Annotated in this window: 16 protein-coding genes; 12 read left to right on the top strand and 4 right to left on the bottom strand. The window is 36.0% G+C overall.

The genetic code is table 11. From position 1 onward, the window contains the following. Positions 1–7: 7 nt before the first annotated feature. From HS960_RS13415 to HS960_RS13380, 8 genes are all read left to right on the top strand, one after another. Positions 8–1,666 (top strand): sensor histidine kinase, encoded by a 1,659-nt coding sequence (locus HS960_RS13415; RefSeq protein WP_153845018.1) that lies wholly within the window; start codon positions 8–10, stop codon positions 1,664–1,666. A 15-nt stretch (positions 1,667–1,681) separates the two neighbouring features. Continuing rightward, positions 1,682–2,380 carry a response regulator transcription factor gene (locus tag HS960_RS13410; RefSeq protein WP_046674214.1) on the top strand — a complete coding sequence of 233 codons (699 nt, stop codon included), beginning with the start codon at positions 1,682–1,684 and terminating at the stop codon, positions 2,378–2,380. A gap of 143 nt (positions 2,381–2,523) precedes the next feature. Then, positions 2,524–2,997, top strand: coding sequence for a transcription elongation factor GreA (gene greA, locus HS960_RS13405; protein WP_046674213.1), 474 nt, complete (start codon positions 2,524–2,526; stop codon positions 2,995–2,997). A 238-nt stretch (positions 2,998–3,235) separates the two neighbouring features. Next, positions 3,236–3,652: an HIT family protein gene (locus HS960_RS13400; RefSeq protein ID WP_153845017.1), complete on the top strand. Its 417-nt coding sequence runs from the start codon at positions 3,236–3,238 to the stop codon at positions 3,650–3,652. Positions 3,653–3,795: 143 nt separating this feature from the next. After that, positions 3,796–4,446 carry a DedA family protein gene (locus tag HS960_RS13395; protein WP_046674211.1) on the top strand — a complete coding sequence of 217 codons (651 nt, stop codon included), beginning with the start codon at positions 3,796–3,798 and terminating at the stop codon, positions 4,444–4,446. Between the two features lie 8 nt (positions 4,447–4,454). Next, complete coding sequence (locus HS960_RS13390; protein ID WP_115047605.1) at positions 4,455–4,997, top strand: inorganic diphosphatase; 543 nt, start codon at positions 4,455–4,457, stop codon at positions 4,995–4,997. 8 nt (positions 4,998–5,005) lie between these two features. Beyond that, positions 5,006–6,319, top strand: coding sequence for a hemolysin family protein (locus tag HS960_RS13385; protein ID WP_153845016.1), 1,314 nt, complete (start codon positions 5,006–5,008; stop codon positions 6,317–6,319). Positions 6,320–6,336: 17 nt separating this feature from the next. After that, on the top strand, positions 6,337–7,050 hold the full coding sequence (locus tag HS960_RS13380) for a 16S rRNA (uracil(1498)-N(3))-methyltransferase (RefSeq protein ID WP_153845015.1): 714 nt from the start codon (positions 6,337–6,339) through the stop codon (positions 7,048–7,050). 96 nt (positions 7,051–7,146) lie between these two features. Here HS960_RS13380 and HS960_RS13375 read toward each other — a convergent pair whose 3' ends face one another. The 3 genes from HS960_RS13375 to HS960_RS13365 all read right to left on the bottom strand — a co-directional run bounded on the left by HS960_RS13375 (position 7,147) and on the right by HS960_RS13365 (position 9,825). Continuing rightward, a complete protein-coding gene (locus HS960_RS13375) occupies positions 7,147–7,623 on the bottom strand; it encodes a hypothetical protein (protein ID WP_182332978.1) in 477 nt (158 codons plus the stop codon). Positions 7,624–7,741: 118 nt separating this feature from the next. Next, entirely contained in the window at positions 7,742–9,136 is a 1,395-nt protein-coding gene (locus HS960_RS13370; protein WP_153845013.1) for an ABC transporter permease, read from the bottom strand. Between the two features lie 47 nt (positions 9,137–9,183). Further along, positions 9,184–9,825 carry an ABC transporter ATP-binding protein gene (locus HS960_RS13365; protein WP_153845012.1) on the bottom strand — a complete coding sequence of 214 codons (642 nt, stop codon included), beginning with the start codon at positions 9,823–9,825 and terminating at the stop codon, positions 9,184–9,186. A 447-nt stretch (positions 9,826–10,272) separates the two neighbouring features. Here HS960_RS13365 and HS960_RS13360 point away from each other — a divergent pair, with 447 nt between their 5' ends. From HS960_RS13360 to HS960_RS13345, 4 genes are all read left to right on the top strand, one after another. Continuing rightward, the gene (locus tag HS960_RS13360) at positions 10,273–13,065 is read left to right on the top strand and encodes a TonB-dependent receptor (RefSeq protein ID WP_153845011.1); all 2,793 of its coding nucleotides are present in this window, start codon (positions 10,273–10,275) and stop codon (positions 13,063–13,065) included. A gap of 85 nt (positions 13,066–13,150) precedes the next feature. Beyond that, on the top strand, positions 13,151–14,539 hold the full coding sequence (locus tag HS960_RS13355) for a T9SS C-terminal target domain-containing protein (RefSeq protein ID WP_153845010.1): 1,389 nt from the start codon (positions 13,151–13,153) through the stop codon (positions 14,537–14,539). A 480-nt stretch (positions 14,540–15,019) separates the two neighbouring features. Beyond that, positions 15,020–15,310, top strand: coding sequence for a hypothetical protein (locus tag HS960_RS13350; RefSeq protein ID WP_153845009.1), 291 nt, complete (start codon positions 15,020–15,022; stop codon positions 15,308–15,310). Continuing rightward, on the top strand, positions 15,310–16,131 hold the full coding sequence (locus HS960_RS13345) for a hypothetical protein (protein ID WP_182332976.1): 822 nt from the start codon (positions 15,310–15,312) through the stop codon (positions 16,129–16,131). Before HS960_RS13350 ends, HS960_RS13345 begins: the two co-directional genes overlap by 1 nt. Before the next feature lie 159 nt (positions 16,132–16,290). On the opposite strand, the gene HS960_RS13340 is transcribed toward HS960_RS13345, so the two are convergent. Further along, on the bottom strand, positions 16,291–17,490 hold the full coding sequence (locus HS960_RS13340) for a hypothetical protein (protein ID WP_227550107.1): 1,200 nt from the start codon (positions 17,488–17,490) through the stop codon (positions 16,291–16,293). Positions 17,491–17,536 lie beyond the last annotated feature (46 nt).

The following is a 17,536-nucleotide window of genomic DNA, read 5'->3' as shown; positions in this document are numbered from 1 at the left end:
GGAGATTATGAAAGCAGAGAAATATAGCTATCGAAAAAACTACGGATTATTGTTGATGTTTTTCATCGTGATTAGTGGTCTGTATATATTTGCCCTTTTTCTTTCGCGTAATTATACAGAATCGCATATTAAGAACGAATTTACCAATCGAAAATCGGAGATATTTGATCAAACCTTAGTCCCTTTCAATGATTTTTTTCAGAATAGAATTCCTGAAGTATCTTTTTATCAAGGTTTTTTGGATTCAGTCCAGGCGGGAAAATATGCATATAGTATATTAAGTTCCTACCCATTCGTTAGAGAAATTGGTTTTTTTGATTTACAATTTAATAATGATCATAACTTGAACTATGGTTTTATTGTTAATAACCTTAGAATTCAACCGAAAACCATTACTTTTTTTACCGTTTCCAGGTCTGGCCTGAACAAAAATACGATTCGGGATCGTGGGCAGATGGGCTTGCATTCCGAAGAGATTAATAATATTGGTGTGAAGCTGGCAACTTATATCGATAAATTGCAACCGAATGCCAAGCTTTCTGATAAGGATATACTGAAGGTTTTTTATACCATAAGACCTGGACAGATTACCTATCTGAATATTCCAAGGGTCAACGACTTAATAGTCTATAAGTCCATTATGGAAGGTAATTTGGATCATACTGTCGGATATGAACAGGATATGTTCAATTTTCAGATTGATCCAATGTATCTGGAAGTAAAAAATAGTTATTCAAATCTTTATGAGAAAGTAGAAATAGTCCCACTGGTTGGTGCTCCGATCACGCCGGAAAATGACGAGATTTCAACGGAGATGCCGTTACCTGGAGCCTTAGCTGACTACAAACTTCTTTTTAGGTCGAGTAAAAGTTTTCTGTCAAAAGAGATAAATCGCAGTTTTTGGCCGGTATTGGGAGGGGTATCCCTGATTTATATTATTTTGATTGCAATATTATATTTAATTTATAGAAATTTAGAAATTAACGGAAGACTTTTTAAATTGCAGTACGATTTCATCAATAATCTTACCCACGAGTTTAAGACGCCTGTGAGTGTTATTAAAATTGCTGGAAATAATATTAAGAGTGCGCAGGTACTCTCTGATGAAGAACGGAAAATGTATGGAAATATATTAGATCAGGAGGCAGACCGATTAAATAACTTGATGAATAAGCTGTTGTCTTTTAGTCAGATCGAAAATAAAACCATAAAATTAAATAAAGAAGAAGTTGATTTGGAGGAATTTACCGAAAATCTAGTAGCTTCGTCAAGAATAAAATATGCGGATTTCAAGATTAGCACAAAAATTGATGTAAGGACATCAATGCTTGCAGATCCGGTACTGTTAAGTAGTGTGTTTCAAAATATGATCGATAATGCCTATAAATATTCGAAAGCGGGGCATAAAATCTTAGATATTGCGATACAACAAAACAAGAAGAATTTTGTTATCACTTTTAAGGATGAAGGAATAGGTATTGAGAAGGCAGAGTTTAACAACATCTTCAAAAAGTTTTATAGAATAAAAAGTCAATATAATCAGCAAGGAAGTATCGGTTTGGGCTTGGCTTTCTGTAAAGAGATTACTGAATTTATAGGCGGTGATATTACAGTAAAAAGTCAATTGGGACATGGGACCACCTTTACCTTGGTATTTCCGGTTTAAAAAATAAATTTAAATATGAATAAAGACATCACTGTTGCTGTTATTGAAGATGATGAGAACTTACGGTTCTTGGTAAAACATCGATTGGAATCCGAAGGCTATCAGGTCATTCAAAGTGGAAATGGGAATGAAGCGGAAAGTTTGATCTTGGAAAAGAGACCCGATGTGGTTTTGTTGGATTGGATGCTTCCAGGAAAAGAAGGCAACGAAATCTGTGAAGATGTCCGTAAAGCCGGGTTTGAGAATATCATTATCATGATGACAGCGAAGTCTCAAGATGTGGACAAAATTGAAGCCTATAGCTTTGGTGTGACTGATTACATTAGCAAGCCATTCAATATGGATGTGCTTATTGCTATGATCGATAATAAGGTGAAATTTTTCTTACCTAAGAACAGTCCCGAGGTGTATAAATTTGGTCAGACGGAACATCATCCAAATATTCATTCCCTAATACGTGATGGAAGGAAAGTTGAGTTGACTATTTTGGAAAACCGAATTTTGCTTCATTTTTTACAGAACTTAGGCCGGGAGATTACACGCGAGGAGTTAATGGAGGTTGTCTGGGGTTATAGCTCAAATGTCAACACACGTACTTTGGATATGCATGTGGTTCGTTTGAGGAAAAAGATCGAAACAAATCCAGATAAGCCACATTATCTACAAACAGTTCGGGGGCTGGGGTATAAATTTGTTGATGAGGAAGAGATTTAATTATATTTAACGGGTAAGAATTTGTTTTGTTGAAAACAATTATTATCTTCGTATAGATTCAAAGCAAGACCATGTTTCCTGACGAGGGAAATATGGTCTTGTTTCTTTTTTAAAAAGTAGAAAATAAGAAAAAAGATAAAATTATGGCAGAAGTAACTTATTTTACGGAAGAAGGATTGCGTAAGCTTAAAGAAGAATTGGCTTATCTGAAGACGGAAGGAAGGTCTAAAATTGCCAATGCTATTGCAGAGGCTAGAGACAAAGGAGATTTGTCAGAAAATGCAGAGTATGATGCTGCTAAAGAAGCTCAGGGTCTTCATGAGGCTAAAATTGCCAATTTGGAGAATACATTGGCGACAGCACGTTTAATTGATGAGTCCAAATTAGATACATCTAAAGTTTTGGCCTTATCGATTGTTAAGATCAAGAACAAAAAGAATGGTGCTGAAATGACTTATCAATTGGTGGCGGAGTCAGAAGCAGATTTAAAGTCGGGCAAGATTTCAGTTAAGTCTCCTATTGCCCAGGGTTTGTTGGGGAAATCGAAAGGTGATACAGCTGTTATTGAAGTTCCTGCTGGTAAAATTGAATTCGAGATTGTGGAGATTTCAAGATAATATATGTCGGTTATGTGCGGTACGCCATAACCGCACATCCACAAATTAACTTTATATTAAGAAGGTCGTGATATAGTAATCGCGACCTTTTTTGTTTATATTTGTTGGCAGTAGAAAAACAGGGTATGATAAAATTTGCAGTTAAATTTTTAATTGCTAACATACCGAAGGCTTTGCATTTTAAAGTCTGTTGTTTGCTGATTATTGTTTAAAAGATTTATTCCAAGATTAGAATAATATGTCGACAATTTTTTCAAAAATCGTTGCTGGGGAGATCCCAGCTTACAAAGTTGCAGAAAGTAATGATTTTCTAGCTTTTTTGGATATCAGTCCATTGGCTAAGGGGCACGTTCTGGTGATCCCTAAGAAAGAAACAGATTACATTTTTGATATAGAGGATGATGAATATATGGCACTTTGGGTCTTTGCTAAGATTGTTGCTCAAGGTATTAAAAAGGTGATTCCTTGTGTAAAAGTCGGTGTAGCAGTAGTTGGCTTGGAGGTGGCTCATGCACATATACATCTGGTACCTATTAATAAAATTAGTGATTTAAATTTTGCTGGACCTAAATTGAGCTTGGCAGAGGACGAACTTCATGAAATTGCGACTACTATTCGCGAGTCTATCGTCGGCATAACTGCTCAAAATCAATAATTAGAAAAGATTATATTACACTTGATTTACGTTCGATTTTTAGAAGAATGCTATATTTGTACTTTGTTGTTTCAAATTTGTACAAGAATAAGCGTAGGATTTGTTCTAAAAAAGGAACGCAACATTGATTTTTACTAAAGGTTATGCATGAACTTTTGTTGTCATTTCAACAATTATTAAACCCGGAGGAGCTATTGAGCTCAGGAGGGTTTTATCTGGTTATCTTAATTGTATTTGCTGAGACGGGTCTATTTTTTGGATTTTTTCTACCTGGTGATTATTTATTATTTCTTGCAGGATTATTTTGTGCGCTAAATAAAATTGACGTTAATATTTACACGCTTTGTTTGGGGTTGTTTGTTGCGGGAGTATTAGGGAATTTTACAGGCTATTGGTTTGGTTATCGAGCGGGGCCGATGCTGTTTAAGCGAAAAGATAGTTTCATCTTTAAGCGAAAATATGTGGTCATGGCCGAAGAATTTTACCATAAATATGGAGGAACAGCTTTAATTATAGGAAGATTTGTTCCAATAGTTCGTACTTTTGCACCTATCTTCGCAGGTGTTGTAAAATTAGATTTTAAGAAGTTCGTTCTGTATAATGTCGCTGGGGCTGCCATTTGGGTACTTGTGTTGACCCTGTCTGGATATTTCCTTGGTATTGAGTTCCCTTGGATTATACATTATGTAGAATATGTTGTCGTTGGTATGATTGTTATTGCATTTTTACCAATTGCAATAACGTTGTTAAAAAAGCGTATAAAAGATAAAAGAAACAAACAAAATATACAGTAAATTAAAAAATGAGTAAACAAAACCCTTGGCACATGGTTTCTCCAGGTGAGAATGTTCCAAATGCCGTAAATGCTATCATTGAGATTACAAACGGATCCAAAGGAAAGTATGAATTAGACAAAGAAACTGGTTTGTTGCTTTTGGACAGAGTAATGAGTTCATCTGTCGTTTATCCTGCCAATTATGGTTTTATCCCACAGACTTATTGCGATGACAAAGATCCTTTGGATATTTTGGTCATTTGTTCAGTGGATATTTTACCATTAACATTGGTTGAAGCACAGGTTATTGGTGTAATGAATATGGTTGATGGTGGAGAACAAGATGATAAAATTATTGCGGTAGCTAAAAACGATCCGGTTTTTAATTACATTAAAGATATTGATCAGTTACCTCCGCATACAATGAAAGAGATTGTACAATTCTTTGAGAGTTACAAAGCACTTGAAAAGAAGCATGTCATTGTTGAAGGTGTAAAGGGACGTGAAGAAGCACAAAGAATCTTGATCGAGGCTATCGAGTTGTACAAAAAAGAATTTGTTAACAAATAACCCCAAGCATGGCGCTCGATATATTTTGGACATTGTTTTTAGTATTGGCCAACGGCTTTTTTGTCGCGGCAGAATTTGCTATTGTAAAGGTCCGAGTCTCCCAAATTGAAGTTCAGGCAAAAACAGGTAGCAAAGTTGCTACAATAGCCAAAAGTATAACGGAGCATTTGGATGGTTATTTGGCCGCTACACAATTGGGTATTACACTTTCTTCACTTGCCTTAGGTTGGGTAGGAGAGGCTGTGATGACCCAAATTGTGCAGGGGGTACTAGGTTTTTTCGGTGTTGAATTGACAGGTACTATCGCGACCAATGCAGGACATGTATTGGCTTTTACGATTATTACTGTGTTACACATTGTGTTCGGAGAGCTCGCTCCTAAATCAATTGCGATTCAAAAACCTGTTGCAACAACAATGAAAATTGCGGTTCCACTGCAATTTTTCTACTTTATCTTTAGACCATTTATTTGGATTCTAAATGGTTTCGCTAATTTTCTGTTGAAGATTTTGGGATTTGAAGTTACCAAAGGGGAATCTGCTCACTCTTCTGAGGAGTTGCAATATCTTTTGGATAAAGGTAAAGAGTCTGGTGCTCTGGATATTTCTGAGCACGAGTTAATCAAAAATGTATTTGATTTTAACGAACGTATCGTTAAGAATATTATGGTACCTCGTACCAAAATTGTGGCTGTTGAGGTCACGGCTGATGCCTCTGAGCTGATAGAAACCATGACGGAAGAGGGGTACTCTCGTCTGCCGATTTATGAGGATAATATCGATCAAATCGTTGGTGTTGTCCATACGAAAGATATTTTACCCCTATTAGCAAAAGGAAAAGAGGTTGTCATGAGAAATATCATGCGCAAGCCTTATTTCATTCCTGAAACGAAGAAGATCAATGATCTAATGGCTGAGTTCCAGCAAAAACGTCTACAGTTAGCGATTGTATTGGATGAATTTGGTGGGACTGCGGGTATGGTTACTCTTGAAGATATTGTTGAGGAACTTGTTGGTGAGATTCAAGATGAATACGATGAGGAAACTCCAGTTGTCGAACGTATCTCTGAAACGGAATATATGGTCGATGCAGGAGCTAGTATTCATGATGTGAATGAATTTCTCCCGATAGAATTACCAGAGAGTCAGGATTACGATACGATGTCGGGTCTGGTGAGCGAAATCTTTGATAAGATTCCTGAAGTCGGTGAGCGTAAAGAAGAATATGGCTACGTATTCACTATTATCCGGAAGGCTCAGCAGAACATAGAGTTTGTCAAATTGGAATTGGTCGAATCGGCCGATGATGATACAGAAGAATAAAACAATAACGAAAGCACATGCAGTTATTTTTTACGCCGGATTTAAATCCTTCATTAGAAAATTTTATCCTTAGTGAGGAAGAAAGTAAACATGCTATTCGTGTGCTTCGTATGGATACTGGCGATCGTTTACATCTCATAGACGGTCGCGGTGGTTTGTACGAAGCTCAAATTATTGATCCGCACCCCAAACGTACTGTTCTCACTATTTTAAATGTTGCGGAAGACTTTCAGCGGCCAAAATATCATTTGCATATTGCTGTTGGTCCAACGAAGAATATTGATCGCATCGAATGGTTTTTGGAAAAGGCGACTGAGGTTGGAATTCAAGAAATAACTCCAGTTATCTGTGAGCATTCTGAGCGAAAAGAGGTGAAATTAGATCGTCTAAATAAGGTGGTTGTTGCAGCGATGAAACAATCGTTGAAAGCCTATCTCCCCAAGCTAAATCCAGCAGTATCGTTTAAACAGTTTTTGAGAGAAATCCCAAAAGAAGGTGTTCAAAAGGCAATTGCACACTGTGTTGACGCTGAAAAGAAGTATTTAAACCAGGTTTTGGAGCCTGACCAGCATTATATTATCCTAATTGGTCCGGAAGGAGATTTCTCTGAAGAGGAAATTGATTTGGCACTACAGATGGGATTCCATCCAATCTCACTGGGAGAAGCGCGTTTAAGGACCGAAACGGCTGCTTTAGCGGCCTGTATGGAAGTTTCCCTGTTGAATAGATAAAATAGATAATAGGGGAATAAGCGACGAACCTGGCCCAGTAAATGGGCTGTGAGAGATCTGCAAAGCCCATTTAATAGTTTAATAATAGACGCTAGTTTATTTTATTGGTTCTGCGTCTACAATCTGAATTTCAGCATTTCCCTTAAGCGGATCTTTAGTAAAGATCATTTTCCCTTTTAATTTAATTGGATCTTCAGAGAATTTTATTGCATTGCCCTTTAATGTTACTTCAACCATTGGTGGTATTCCGTTGGATCCACAGAATTGGCATTGCATTACGGGTAATACAGACATCATAAAGTTTTTATGGTTGCGGCCACTATGAAGAGGAACCATGTAACCAGGTAATTCAACAATTTTATTTTCAAGCGCTTTAAGTTCTTTTGGATAGAAAGGAGTATATACTTTCTTTGCCCCATTATAAGTTACTTTATAAGCCATCTTATCAATTGCTTCCCAAGTTTTGTTCATCATAGGTGTATGATCGGGAAGATCCGGATTACCGCCTATTTGGGCTTGGGACTGTATGGTACAGAATAATATAAATAAGAATACTGTCAGTGTTTTTTTCATGTGTTATGCTATTGTTATGTATCGAGAAGCTGTTCGTCTGTATTTTCCATTTTCCTGTCTAATGGATAAGCGACTCTTCTTATTGCGATCTTTTGTCGTTGTGTGATCTTAGTTAAACTTATTTATTTGATAGTGTTCCAGAAATACTTGTCCTGTAGGCCTTGATCGCCGGAATAAGTGCTGCGAAGATACCTATTAAACAAGCAACAAACAAGAAAATCAGTTCTTTCGGATGAAGTGTAAAGGCCTCTATAAAATCGGCGCTTTGACTTGTCTGATTACTGATATAGTAAAGCGCTAGATGTGCCATTATAAGCCCAATTAACCCACCAAGAATCGTAATGGTTAGTCCTTCAAGAAGCACAATGGCAAAGAGTTTTCCTTTGGAGGCTCCAAGCGTACGCATGATGGCAAGGTCGTATTTACGTTGCTTTAATGCGTTATATAAATTAATAAAGACGCTCAAACCTGCAATAAACATAATTACATAAGCGAGTATCGATAAAGAATCTATCCCTACGCCTAATAGCGAGAATAGACGAGTGCTTTCCATGGCGGGAGATGCGGCCTGCATGTCTGTTTGCTGATCAATCAATTTTGGCAAAATTCCAATAGCAGCAGGTGATTGATATTTTAGTAGAATTGCTGTTATTTCTAGCCCATTTTGCTTCACCATATCCGAACCAATAGATTTCACAAATACTGCTCCCTCTTCGTGATCAGTGTGTTCTTCCTGTTCGTGACGTCCTTTTTCGTTCGTTTTGGCTGGAGCAGATGAATTTTCTGCTATATCTTCACCATGATGGTGCAGGTGCGCTTTGAGGGTTTCTTCTCGGTCTTCTTGACGTTCGCGTAATTCTTTCTCTACCGCTGTTTCTTGATGCTCATGTTTATGTGCAATGCCATGTACATCCCAAACACTTTCTAAGTTGGTTAGAATTAAGTTATCGGTAACGTTATTGTTATGTTTTAGAATACCAACAATGGTAAAAGGATGTTCATCATGATGGTGCCCATCTTTGCTCAAGCCATGTGAACTATGGATCTGATCGCCAATTTTGAGCTGTTGTTTTTTTGCAACTTGATCACCAATGACTACTTCAAAATTACTTTGCCAGATACGACCTTCAGCTACAGATGTTTCGTAAATAGACAAGAAAGATGAATCGGTTCCAACGATGCGATGGCCCTTGAAATTGTCGCCTAAAGATAAGGGAACTGCTAGCTGAACAAGGGGATTTTGACGTAATGGCTCCAGCTCATCCAATGGAATGTTACCGGTCGGATTGTCAATATGGTAAACACTGGATAGAATCAACTGAAGCGGACTTCCTTTAGCACCAACAACCAAATCAATATTTTTACTGTTATTGTCAAGCTGCTTTTCAAAAGTTTCTCCGGTAATTGAAAGCACGGCAAGGATGGAAATTCCAAACGCCGTTAACAGAATGCTTAGAAAGACCGAGCCAAACTGTCTACTTAAATTTTTCCAAACCAATTGTATCGTGTTCATAACAAATTTTAAAAAGTAAAGGGTGACGTGTAAATAAAGTAAAACAATTATTTTAAAAGGTACATTTTGGAGAACTGATCTTTTATTCTCTTGTCGTGTGTTGTTATCAGTAAAGTCGATCCTGCAGTGTCAGCTATCGATAACAGTAGTTCTAATACTCTGTAGGTATTGTTGTCGTCTAGAGCGGCAGTCGGTTCGTCAGCAATAAGTAGGGCTGGTTTATTGATGACGCTGCGTGCAATAGCAGCACGTTGTAATTGGCCGCGACTCAATTCGTTCGGGTAGGCATCACTTTTTTGATCTAATTGCAGTTGCGTCAATATGAAATGTATTGCATTAAGGTCTATTCTTTTCCCTGCTAAAGATTGTGCCAACTTGATGTTTTCCAAAAGTGTTAAATTTCTTAGGAGGTGAGCCTCTTGGAATATAAATCCGATATATTGCGCACGAAACTGATCCAATTTACTGTTTGATAATAAGGATAGGTCTTGGTTATTTATTTTGACAAGACCTGTCTCCGGTCGTGACAAACCTCCTAATATATTAAGTAACGTTGTTTTTCCAGAACCTGAATCCCCCAATAACAGCGTATGCTGACCTTTCTCGATGTGAATATCTGGAAATTCAATTGGCGTTGAATTGGGATACTGAAATGATAACTGTGTTGTCGATACGATTGGAGTGCTCATGAGGATCAGAAATTGAAAATATATTCAAACTTAGATAAATTGCTTTTTATATGCAATATAATTGCAATTATATTGCATATAAAAAGCAATTTACTGCAGTGGGTTAACAGTTGGCAATGGAAGATGATCGGTCTCTCTCAACTAGCAGTACCACTTATCTATATAAAACCGTTACACGGTCTTCATTAAGGTATAAATTAGAAAAATAATCTTATTGTGTTAATAAATTAAGTGCTTAATAATTTTATTACACTTCTTTAATATGCTGTCCCATTAAGGGGGGCAAATATTCGTATAAATTGGATAAAAAGCCATTTTTTGCTGAAAATCAAGAAAAATAGGAGATAAGTAACATTAAATTAACAACCGGTTTACGCAATGGTAATTTGTTGTTAATGTTAATCTAATATTCTGCTAATAGCTTTGCAGAAACAAAAAACAAATAAATTGGAACCACAATTACAACTTAAAAGAATCGCTGCAGTCGTAACGCTAGCAGTAGCTGCGTCAACAACAGTTTATGCACAGGGCAGTGGAAAGGTGGCGGGTAAAGTAACAAATGTCAAAACAGGTGAAACAATCACAGGTGTGACTGTTAAGGTACTCGGTACGGCGAGAGTGGGAAGTTCGGATGTGACTGGTAATTATAATATTCCTGCGGTACCTGCAGGGAAGTATACATTAGAATTTAGTTATGTAGGCTTTGCTACTAAACAAATTACTGATGTAGAGATAAAGGATAAGGATGTTACGACGCTAGATGTAGTACTCGATAATACTGGGGAAACTGTATTGGATCAGGTTGTTGTTACGGGAACTTTCAAAAAAGAGTCGATAAGTGCTTTGTACTCGCAGCAAAAAAATAGTGCTAGAATTTCCAGTGGTATTTCGACCGAACAAATTAAGAGAAGTCCAGATAGAAATACGTCAGAGGCAATTAAGCGTGTAAGTGGCGCTAGTATCCAAGATAATAAATATGTTATTGTAAGAGGGCTGAGTGATCGTTACAATTCAGCTATGTTGAATAATGCGATTTTACCCAATACAGAAGTAGATAAACGTGCTTTTTCTTTTGATATTATTCCTTCAAATTTAATTGAATCAATCATAATTAATAAAACTGCAACCCCAGATATCCCTGCTGATTTTTCCGGAGGTGTAGTTCAAGTGAATACTAAAGATTTTCCAGAGAAAAATTTCTTTGATGCATCCATAGGTACATCTTATAATACACAATCAACATTTAAAGATTTTACCTCAGCAAAAAGAGCTGGTGGTGAAGTGTTTGGTTTTGCAGGAAGTGACCGCGAAATTCCTAAAGGTTTTCCTTCCACAAAGGACTTTCAATCTTTACAAAATAATTCAAATGAAATTTTTGAGTATTCTAAATTGTTTAAAAACAATTGGGGTTATGATACGAAGAAGTCAACATTAACGCCGAATTTTCAACTGAACTACGGTTCTACTAAGAATTTTAAAGATGATTCTAAATTTGGAGCTATTTTTTCATTGACTTATCGTTACGACCAAAGGAAACGCGAAGCAGACCAAAAAGCATATGTTGGCCAGTCGTTGCCAGAAGTATTCCATGACGATCAATATAGTTACAATACAAATTTAGGAGCTCTTGCAAACTTCGCGTACTCTTGGAAGTCAAATAAAATCTCTTTCAAAAACTTATATAATCGAATTTTAGAGAATCAATTTACGTTCCGTGAAGGAAAAGATGATTCGGGGAGTGAATTCTATCGCACGGGAGATTATCTATTACAACGATCTATTTTAACAAATCAATTATCTGGTGAACATATCCTTTCAGATAACAGTAAATTAAAATTGGATTGGTCCTTGAATTATGGTCGTACGGATAGAGATGAGCCCGGTTATAAGCGGATGGAATATTCAAAAGATGGTATTGCATCGATTTCTGCGACCAGTTCGTCTACAGCAGACAGAGCAGGTAATTTCAATTCGACAATGACTGAGAATTCGTATGGTGGGGCTTTAAATTTGACATTACCGATCCGTTTATTCTCGGAAAATGACAAATTAAAAGCAGGTTATTTCAATCAATTGCGTGATAGAAATTTTAATGCAAGGGTGATTGGATTTATTCGAAATGGAAACTTTGATGCAAGTTTGTTGAAACTACCGCAAGACAAAATTTTTGATCAAGCCAATATTCGTCCAAACGGCTTTATACTAAATGAAATAACCAACGGTGGTGATCATTATGATGCGAAAGCATTTTTGAACGCAGGCTATTTGATGTATGATGGATTTGTGATGGAGAAATTGAGGGTAATTGCTGGAGCACGTCTTGAGTCATATAATTTGAAATTGAATAGTGAAGACAATGGCAATCCAGTAGGTGTTGACACAACGACAATTTCACTACTACCATCGTTGAATTTAATCTATAATTTAGATAGTAAGCAAAGTTTTCGCTTTGCAGCCTCACAAACGGTGGGAAGACAGGAGTTTAGAGAAATGGCACCTTTCCCATTTTATGACTTCAATAAAAACATGAACGTTCGTGGAAATCCCAATTTGAAACAATCAAAAACGTCAAATTTTGATCTGGGATATGCGTATTATCCAACAGCTGGTGAAGTTTTATCGGTGGGAGCTTTTTATAAATATTTTGAAAATCCGATCGAACAAGCTTTACAATTAGGAAACTCAGGCCGTTCATTTAATTATACCAATTCAAAGTCTGCGGATGTGTTTGGAGTGGAAGCAGAAGTAAGAAAGAATCTGAAATTCATTGATGAGCGATTGGATAATTTTGTCATCAACGCGAATGGATCATACATTTATTCGAAAGTTATTGTTCCAACTACTGTGAACTCAACAGGTAAAAGAAAACTGCAAGGACAATCACCTTATCTAATCAATGCTGGATTATCGTATACGACCAAAAATCCAAATACCACAGCGATTACACTCTTGTATAATAGAGTGGGACCAAGAATATGGGCAATTGGTAATGCTGAAGATCCAGATATTTACGAATATTCTAGAAATATTCTTGATTTACAATTGGCGCAAAAATTTGCGAACTCCAGAGCCGAAGTAAAATTGAATTATAGTGATATTTTAAATAATAAAGCTTATTTCTATCAAAAACCAAAAGGTTCTGATCCAAACGCAGCATTCAATAAAAACACAGATAATATCAATAGAGCTGAGAAATATGGATCTACTGTGTCCCTTACGCTCTCTTATAAATTTTGGTAGTCTATTGTTAATTCATAAATACTTAACATAGAGTTAATTGTATCGTTAAATTAAATTATTCTTTTTGTACAAATAAAACATGAAAATGAAAACGAATTTAAACTTAAATCTTTTAGCTGTTTTAGCGGCAGGCTTAACTGCATTTGCAAGCTGTAGTAAGAGTGATCCTTCGGTAATTGAACCTCCTGTTACCCCGGGTGATTCAAATGAATCGCTTGCTGATGCTTTCTTTGAGAAAGTAGCTTATAAAGGTGCATTTGGTTCTACTGACTGGACATCAGGATGGGTTAATTATGAACCAAATAAAACAGCATATTCTGCTGCTACAGAGGAGATTTCAGGTGAAATAACTGCAGATAAAACTTTAGATGCATCAAAAACATACTTGTTAAAAGGTTTTGTTTACATTAAAAGTGGTGTTACATTAACGATTCCAGCTGGAACAGTAATTAGAGGAGATAAAAATACTAAAGCAACATTGGTTGTCACAATGGGTGGTAAAATCAATGCAGAAGGAACTGCTGCTAAGCCAATTGTATTCACTTCAAACCAACCCGCTGGTACAAGAGCTCCAGGTGATTGGGGCGGGATTATTATCTTAGGTAAGGCACCTAATAATATCCCAGGTGGAACAGGTCTTATTGAAGGCGGTTTAACAGCTCCATACGGAAATCATGGTGGAACCATTGCTGATGATAACTCAGGAGTTCTTAAATATGTACGTGTTGAGTTCCCAGGTATTGCTTATACAACAAACAACGAGATTAACGGTGTTACATTTGGATCAGTTGGTTCTAAAACAACTGTTGAATACGTTCAAGTTGCTTATTCTGGTGATGATTCTTTTGAGTGGTTTGGTGGTACAGTAAATGCTAAGCACCTTGTCTCTACTGCAAACATCGATGATATTTTCGATTTCGATAATGGTTACTCAGGAAAACTTCAATTCTTAGTAGGTCTTAGAGATCCGAAATTAGCGGATCAAGCTGGTCAATCAAATGGTATTGAATCTGATAATTCGGAAAAAGTATTTGATTCTTCTCCAAGAACACGTCCTGTTATATCAAATATGACATTGGTTGGACCTGGTAATACTGAGGTTGATCCAAAACATGAGTATGCAAATTTGTGGAGAAGAGGAAGTAAGATGATCCTTGCTAACTCTATCTTTATCAACATGCGTTATGGTATCGATATACGCGATAAAGAAACTGGTGATGCTTTGACAGATAAAACATCTTTGATCAAAAACAACATTTACCAATCATTTACGGCTGGTAGAGACGTTATAGCCGATGGTACAGTACCTTCATTTGCTACTGTTGATTTATTGAAAACGTATTTGACTACAAATAATAATACATTCTTGGACGATGCGGCAGCTAAAAATCTTTTGGTTAATCCATATAGTTTAACAGCGCCAAACTTTATCTTGAAATCAGGATCAGTAGCTGCTACTGGTGCTTCTTTCTAAGAAATAGATAATTATAGTTTAGTAAAATAGATGGAAAATCCTGCCTTGGCAGGATTTTTTTTTGACCAATTTTTCACGGTGGTCAATGAACAATCGCAGCTCATTTTCATGAATAGTTGATTTGTCCAATACATAACCTTATCCATTCAAGTTATTTGGTCGTCACGTTTGAGTTGCTGTAACCTGGATGTAGAAGTGAAAGATGCCCCTTTATTCTCTAGCTAGGTTATATTTTTATAAGGTGATTTGATGTCGTGTCATTGTAGTTTGAATACTATCTTATGTTGAATTAAAGTATCACGAATGGTTATTTGTGATAGTTTGGCCGTATTTTAAAATACACTGTTATATTTCTAGTTTTTATTTTTTTTACAAATAGCTATTTTGTTTAGTGTGTTTATTTAATTTTATTTCCAGTTGTTTAAAATAATGTAATATTTAATTTATTGTTGTTTAATGTTGTGATGTTATCTTCAGGTAATGAAAAGAATATATGAAAATTTTCTCAAGATAGCAATAGTTGCATTCTTGTGTGTAACAGCTTTTACCGGCTGCAAAAAAGAAGAAGTCGCGCCTTCAGAAGTCTCTCAGGCAGAACTTGCTACTGTAAGTGTATCTGAATTAGTTGATTATCTTGCTAACTCCATAAATGTTAAAAAAAGCGATGTAACCTATGATGCAAAAACCCAACAGTTTAAATTATGGGGAGTTGATCAGGTAAGTCGAGAAAAATTAATTGAAATGTTTAATAACTCTAAAAAATTAAGATAATGAGTAAGCTAAAATATTATATAATAATACTGTTTTTCTTTATTGCGGCTCAAATTTCATTTGCACAAGGAATACCTACTTATGTAAGTGATTTTAAAATTAACAATAATAACCTGCTGAGTTCTACAAAAATTGCCTTATCTGCAACAGGTTCTAGTACAACAGTGAAATATAATGTGACATTAACGAGAGCTATTAATCCTTCAGGTGGTCCATGGAATTGGTATCCAACAAATATGCTAATTGGACTTGGAACACAAATCAATGGACAATTTGTTTGGTTGGATGGTTCTAAAGAAATTACCAATTCGAGTTTTGGGCAATATAATTCTATTTTGGATAAGGAATATACAGCTAACATAGATCATTCAAAACTTCCTGCAGGAGGTAAGATCTATTTGGTGATCGAAAACCATCCTTCAAATGTTCCATCATCATTGTGGTTTAAGGAAGCTTATCATGTTAAATCTTTTGACTATGAAATTCCTCCTCCGGTTGTTCAACCTCCAAGCTATGATAATTGGATTAATGATATTGGCCATTTTGCTATTTACAATAATGACATTCCGCCAGCTATCACCTGGAATAAAAATCTAGTTAACACAAGTACAGTTTCGCTTGAACTTTATCAATATGGGGTGAGTAAAGGCTTTATCGGCAAAAATGTTCCTAATACAGGCAGTTATAGCGTTGATTATTCAGCATTGCAATATGGTCTCGTCGGTGGTTTTAATAAGTATGAAATTCAAATTAAAATTATATCAGATGCAAATCCAAGTATCAGTGATATGACAAAAAAGTTTGACTATTACCAAGATTAACTCTGTGGAAATTAACATTGATTTATTCATTTTTTCTATGTTACCCAAAAAATAGCTGTCTAAGTGGAAGTGATAAATTTAGGTGCAAGTGGATCTTTACTTGCATCTAATTTAATGAAGCTATTTTTTGCTTATAGTTTGCTTACGCCAAAAGAAGGCTTATCTCGGCTCGTAATGATAAACAATCTGATAAGACTGATTTTTAAGCTCCTCAGACAATTGACCTATATCCAGTGTTTGCGCTTGTGGAGTAGGCTCACAGACAGAATAATATTTTCCATTGTACAAAATAGCATCACCGATAGGATGTTCAAATTGAACGGCCATCGTTACATGCGTGGGATAGAGCAGGGTGATCATAGGTAGATTGTAGATTTCCTTTACCAGATAAAAAAACAGGGCAACACGGTCATCACAGTCACTGTATTTATTCAATAGTGTTTGTTCTGCAGAAAGGCGCTTTTCGGATCCGAAATTATCTTCGTCATTTTCGTATAAGAATGCATATCGCGTAAATCGCATTAAATAATCGACACCTTCCTGCTGATTTTTTCCTTTTAAATTTTCCTTGAGGGCAGGAATCAGGGATTGATAAGTCTCTTTGCTGAGTGGAATATTGAAATAAGTTTCGAAATCTACACCCGGATAGTTTTTAAAAAGATCACTGATATCTTCATTCAACTTGACATTAAAATGGTAGGCTTTATGTCCATAATTGAACTCAATTTGCTTCTCCTTATAATTTGCTGGTACAAAATCAGGTAATTTTGTGATTTTATAACTAAAATCTTCAATGGCTTCTGGTACTTTAATCTTAACAGGAATATAGGTGTCTGCGCGTTGAAAGAGCTTTCCATAGTCATGGAAGTTTAAACAGGTGTATTTCTTACCATCGATTTCAAAAAAGGGAATATCAGAGATATCTTCTTTGTTCTGAATGAAAAATATGATCTGATTATTACCCACAGCCAAACGGGCATCATAACCGGATTTACACATTAAAAACCATTTATATAAAGTATAGCGTGTATAATTTTCGGCTTTCGGGGCAATCTGTTGTGCGGTGCGGCGAATCAGCTGATAATATACCCAATCATTTAAATGATGTTCATCTTTGTATTCGAGAAGGCTATTTATAAGCTGTATGTAATCCGTCTGATCAGCTATTTGATAGAATTTTTGTATGTGGGCTATTGTTAAGCTGTCTTTGAATGGAATATTAAAGGAGGGGGGGACATCAATAGATACTTTGCCATCGTAAAAATCGAAATCGTGATGCTGCGCCTGTAGCTGTTGTGAAGCACAGGTTAGCCAAATTAAAATGGTCAAAAACAGCCTATGGATTTCCCTTAATTTCAATTGTTAACAATTTAATAACATTGTATTAATATAAAATTAACGATAA

Origin of the sequence: Sphingobacterium paramultivorum (assembly GCF_014109745.1) — a bacterium.
In the GTDB taxonomy this organism is placed as follows: domain Bacteria; phylum Bacteroidota; class Bacteroidia; order Sphingobacteriales; family Sphingobacteriaceae; genus Sphingobacterium; species Sphingobacterium paramultivorum.
This window is presented reverse-complemented; position numbering and strand designations above follow the sequence as displayed.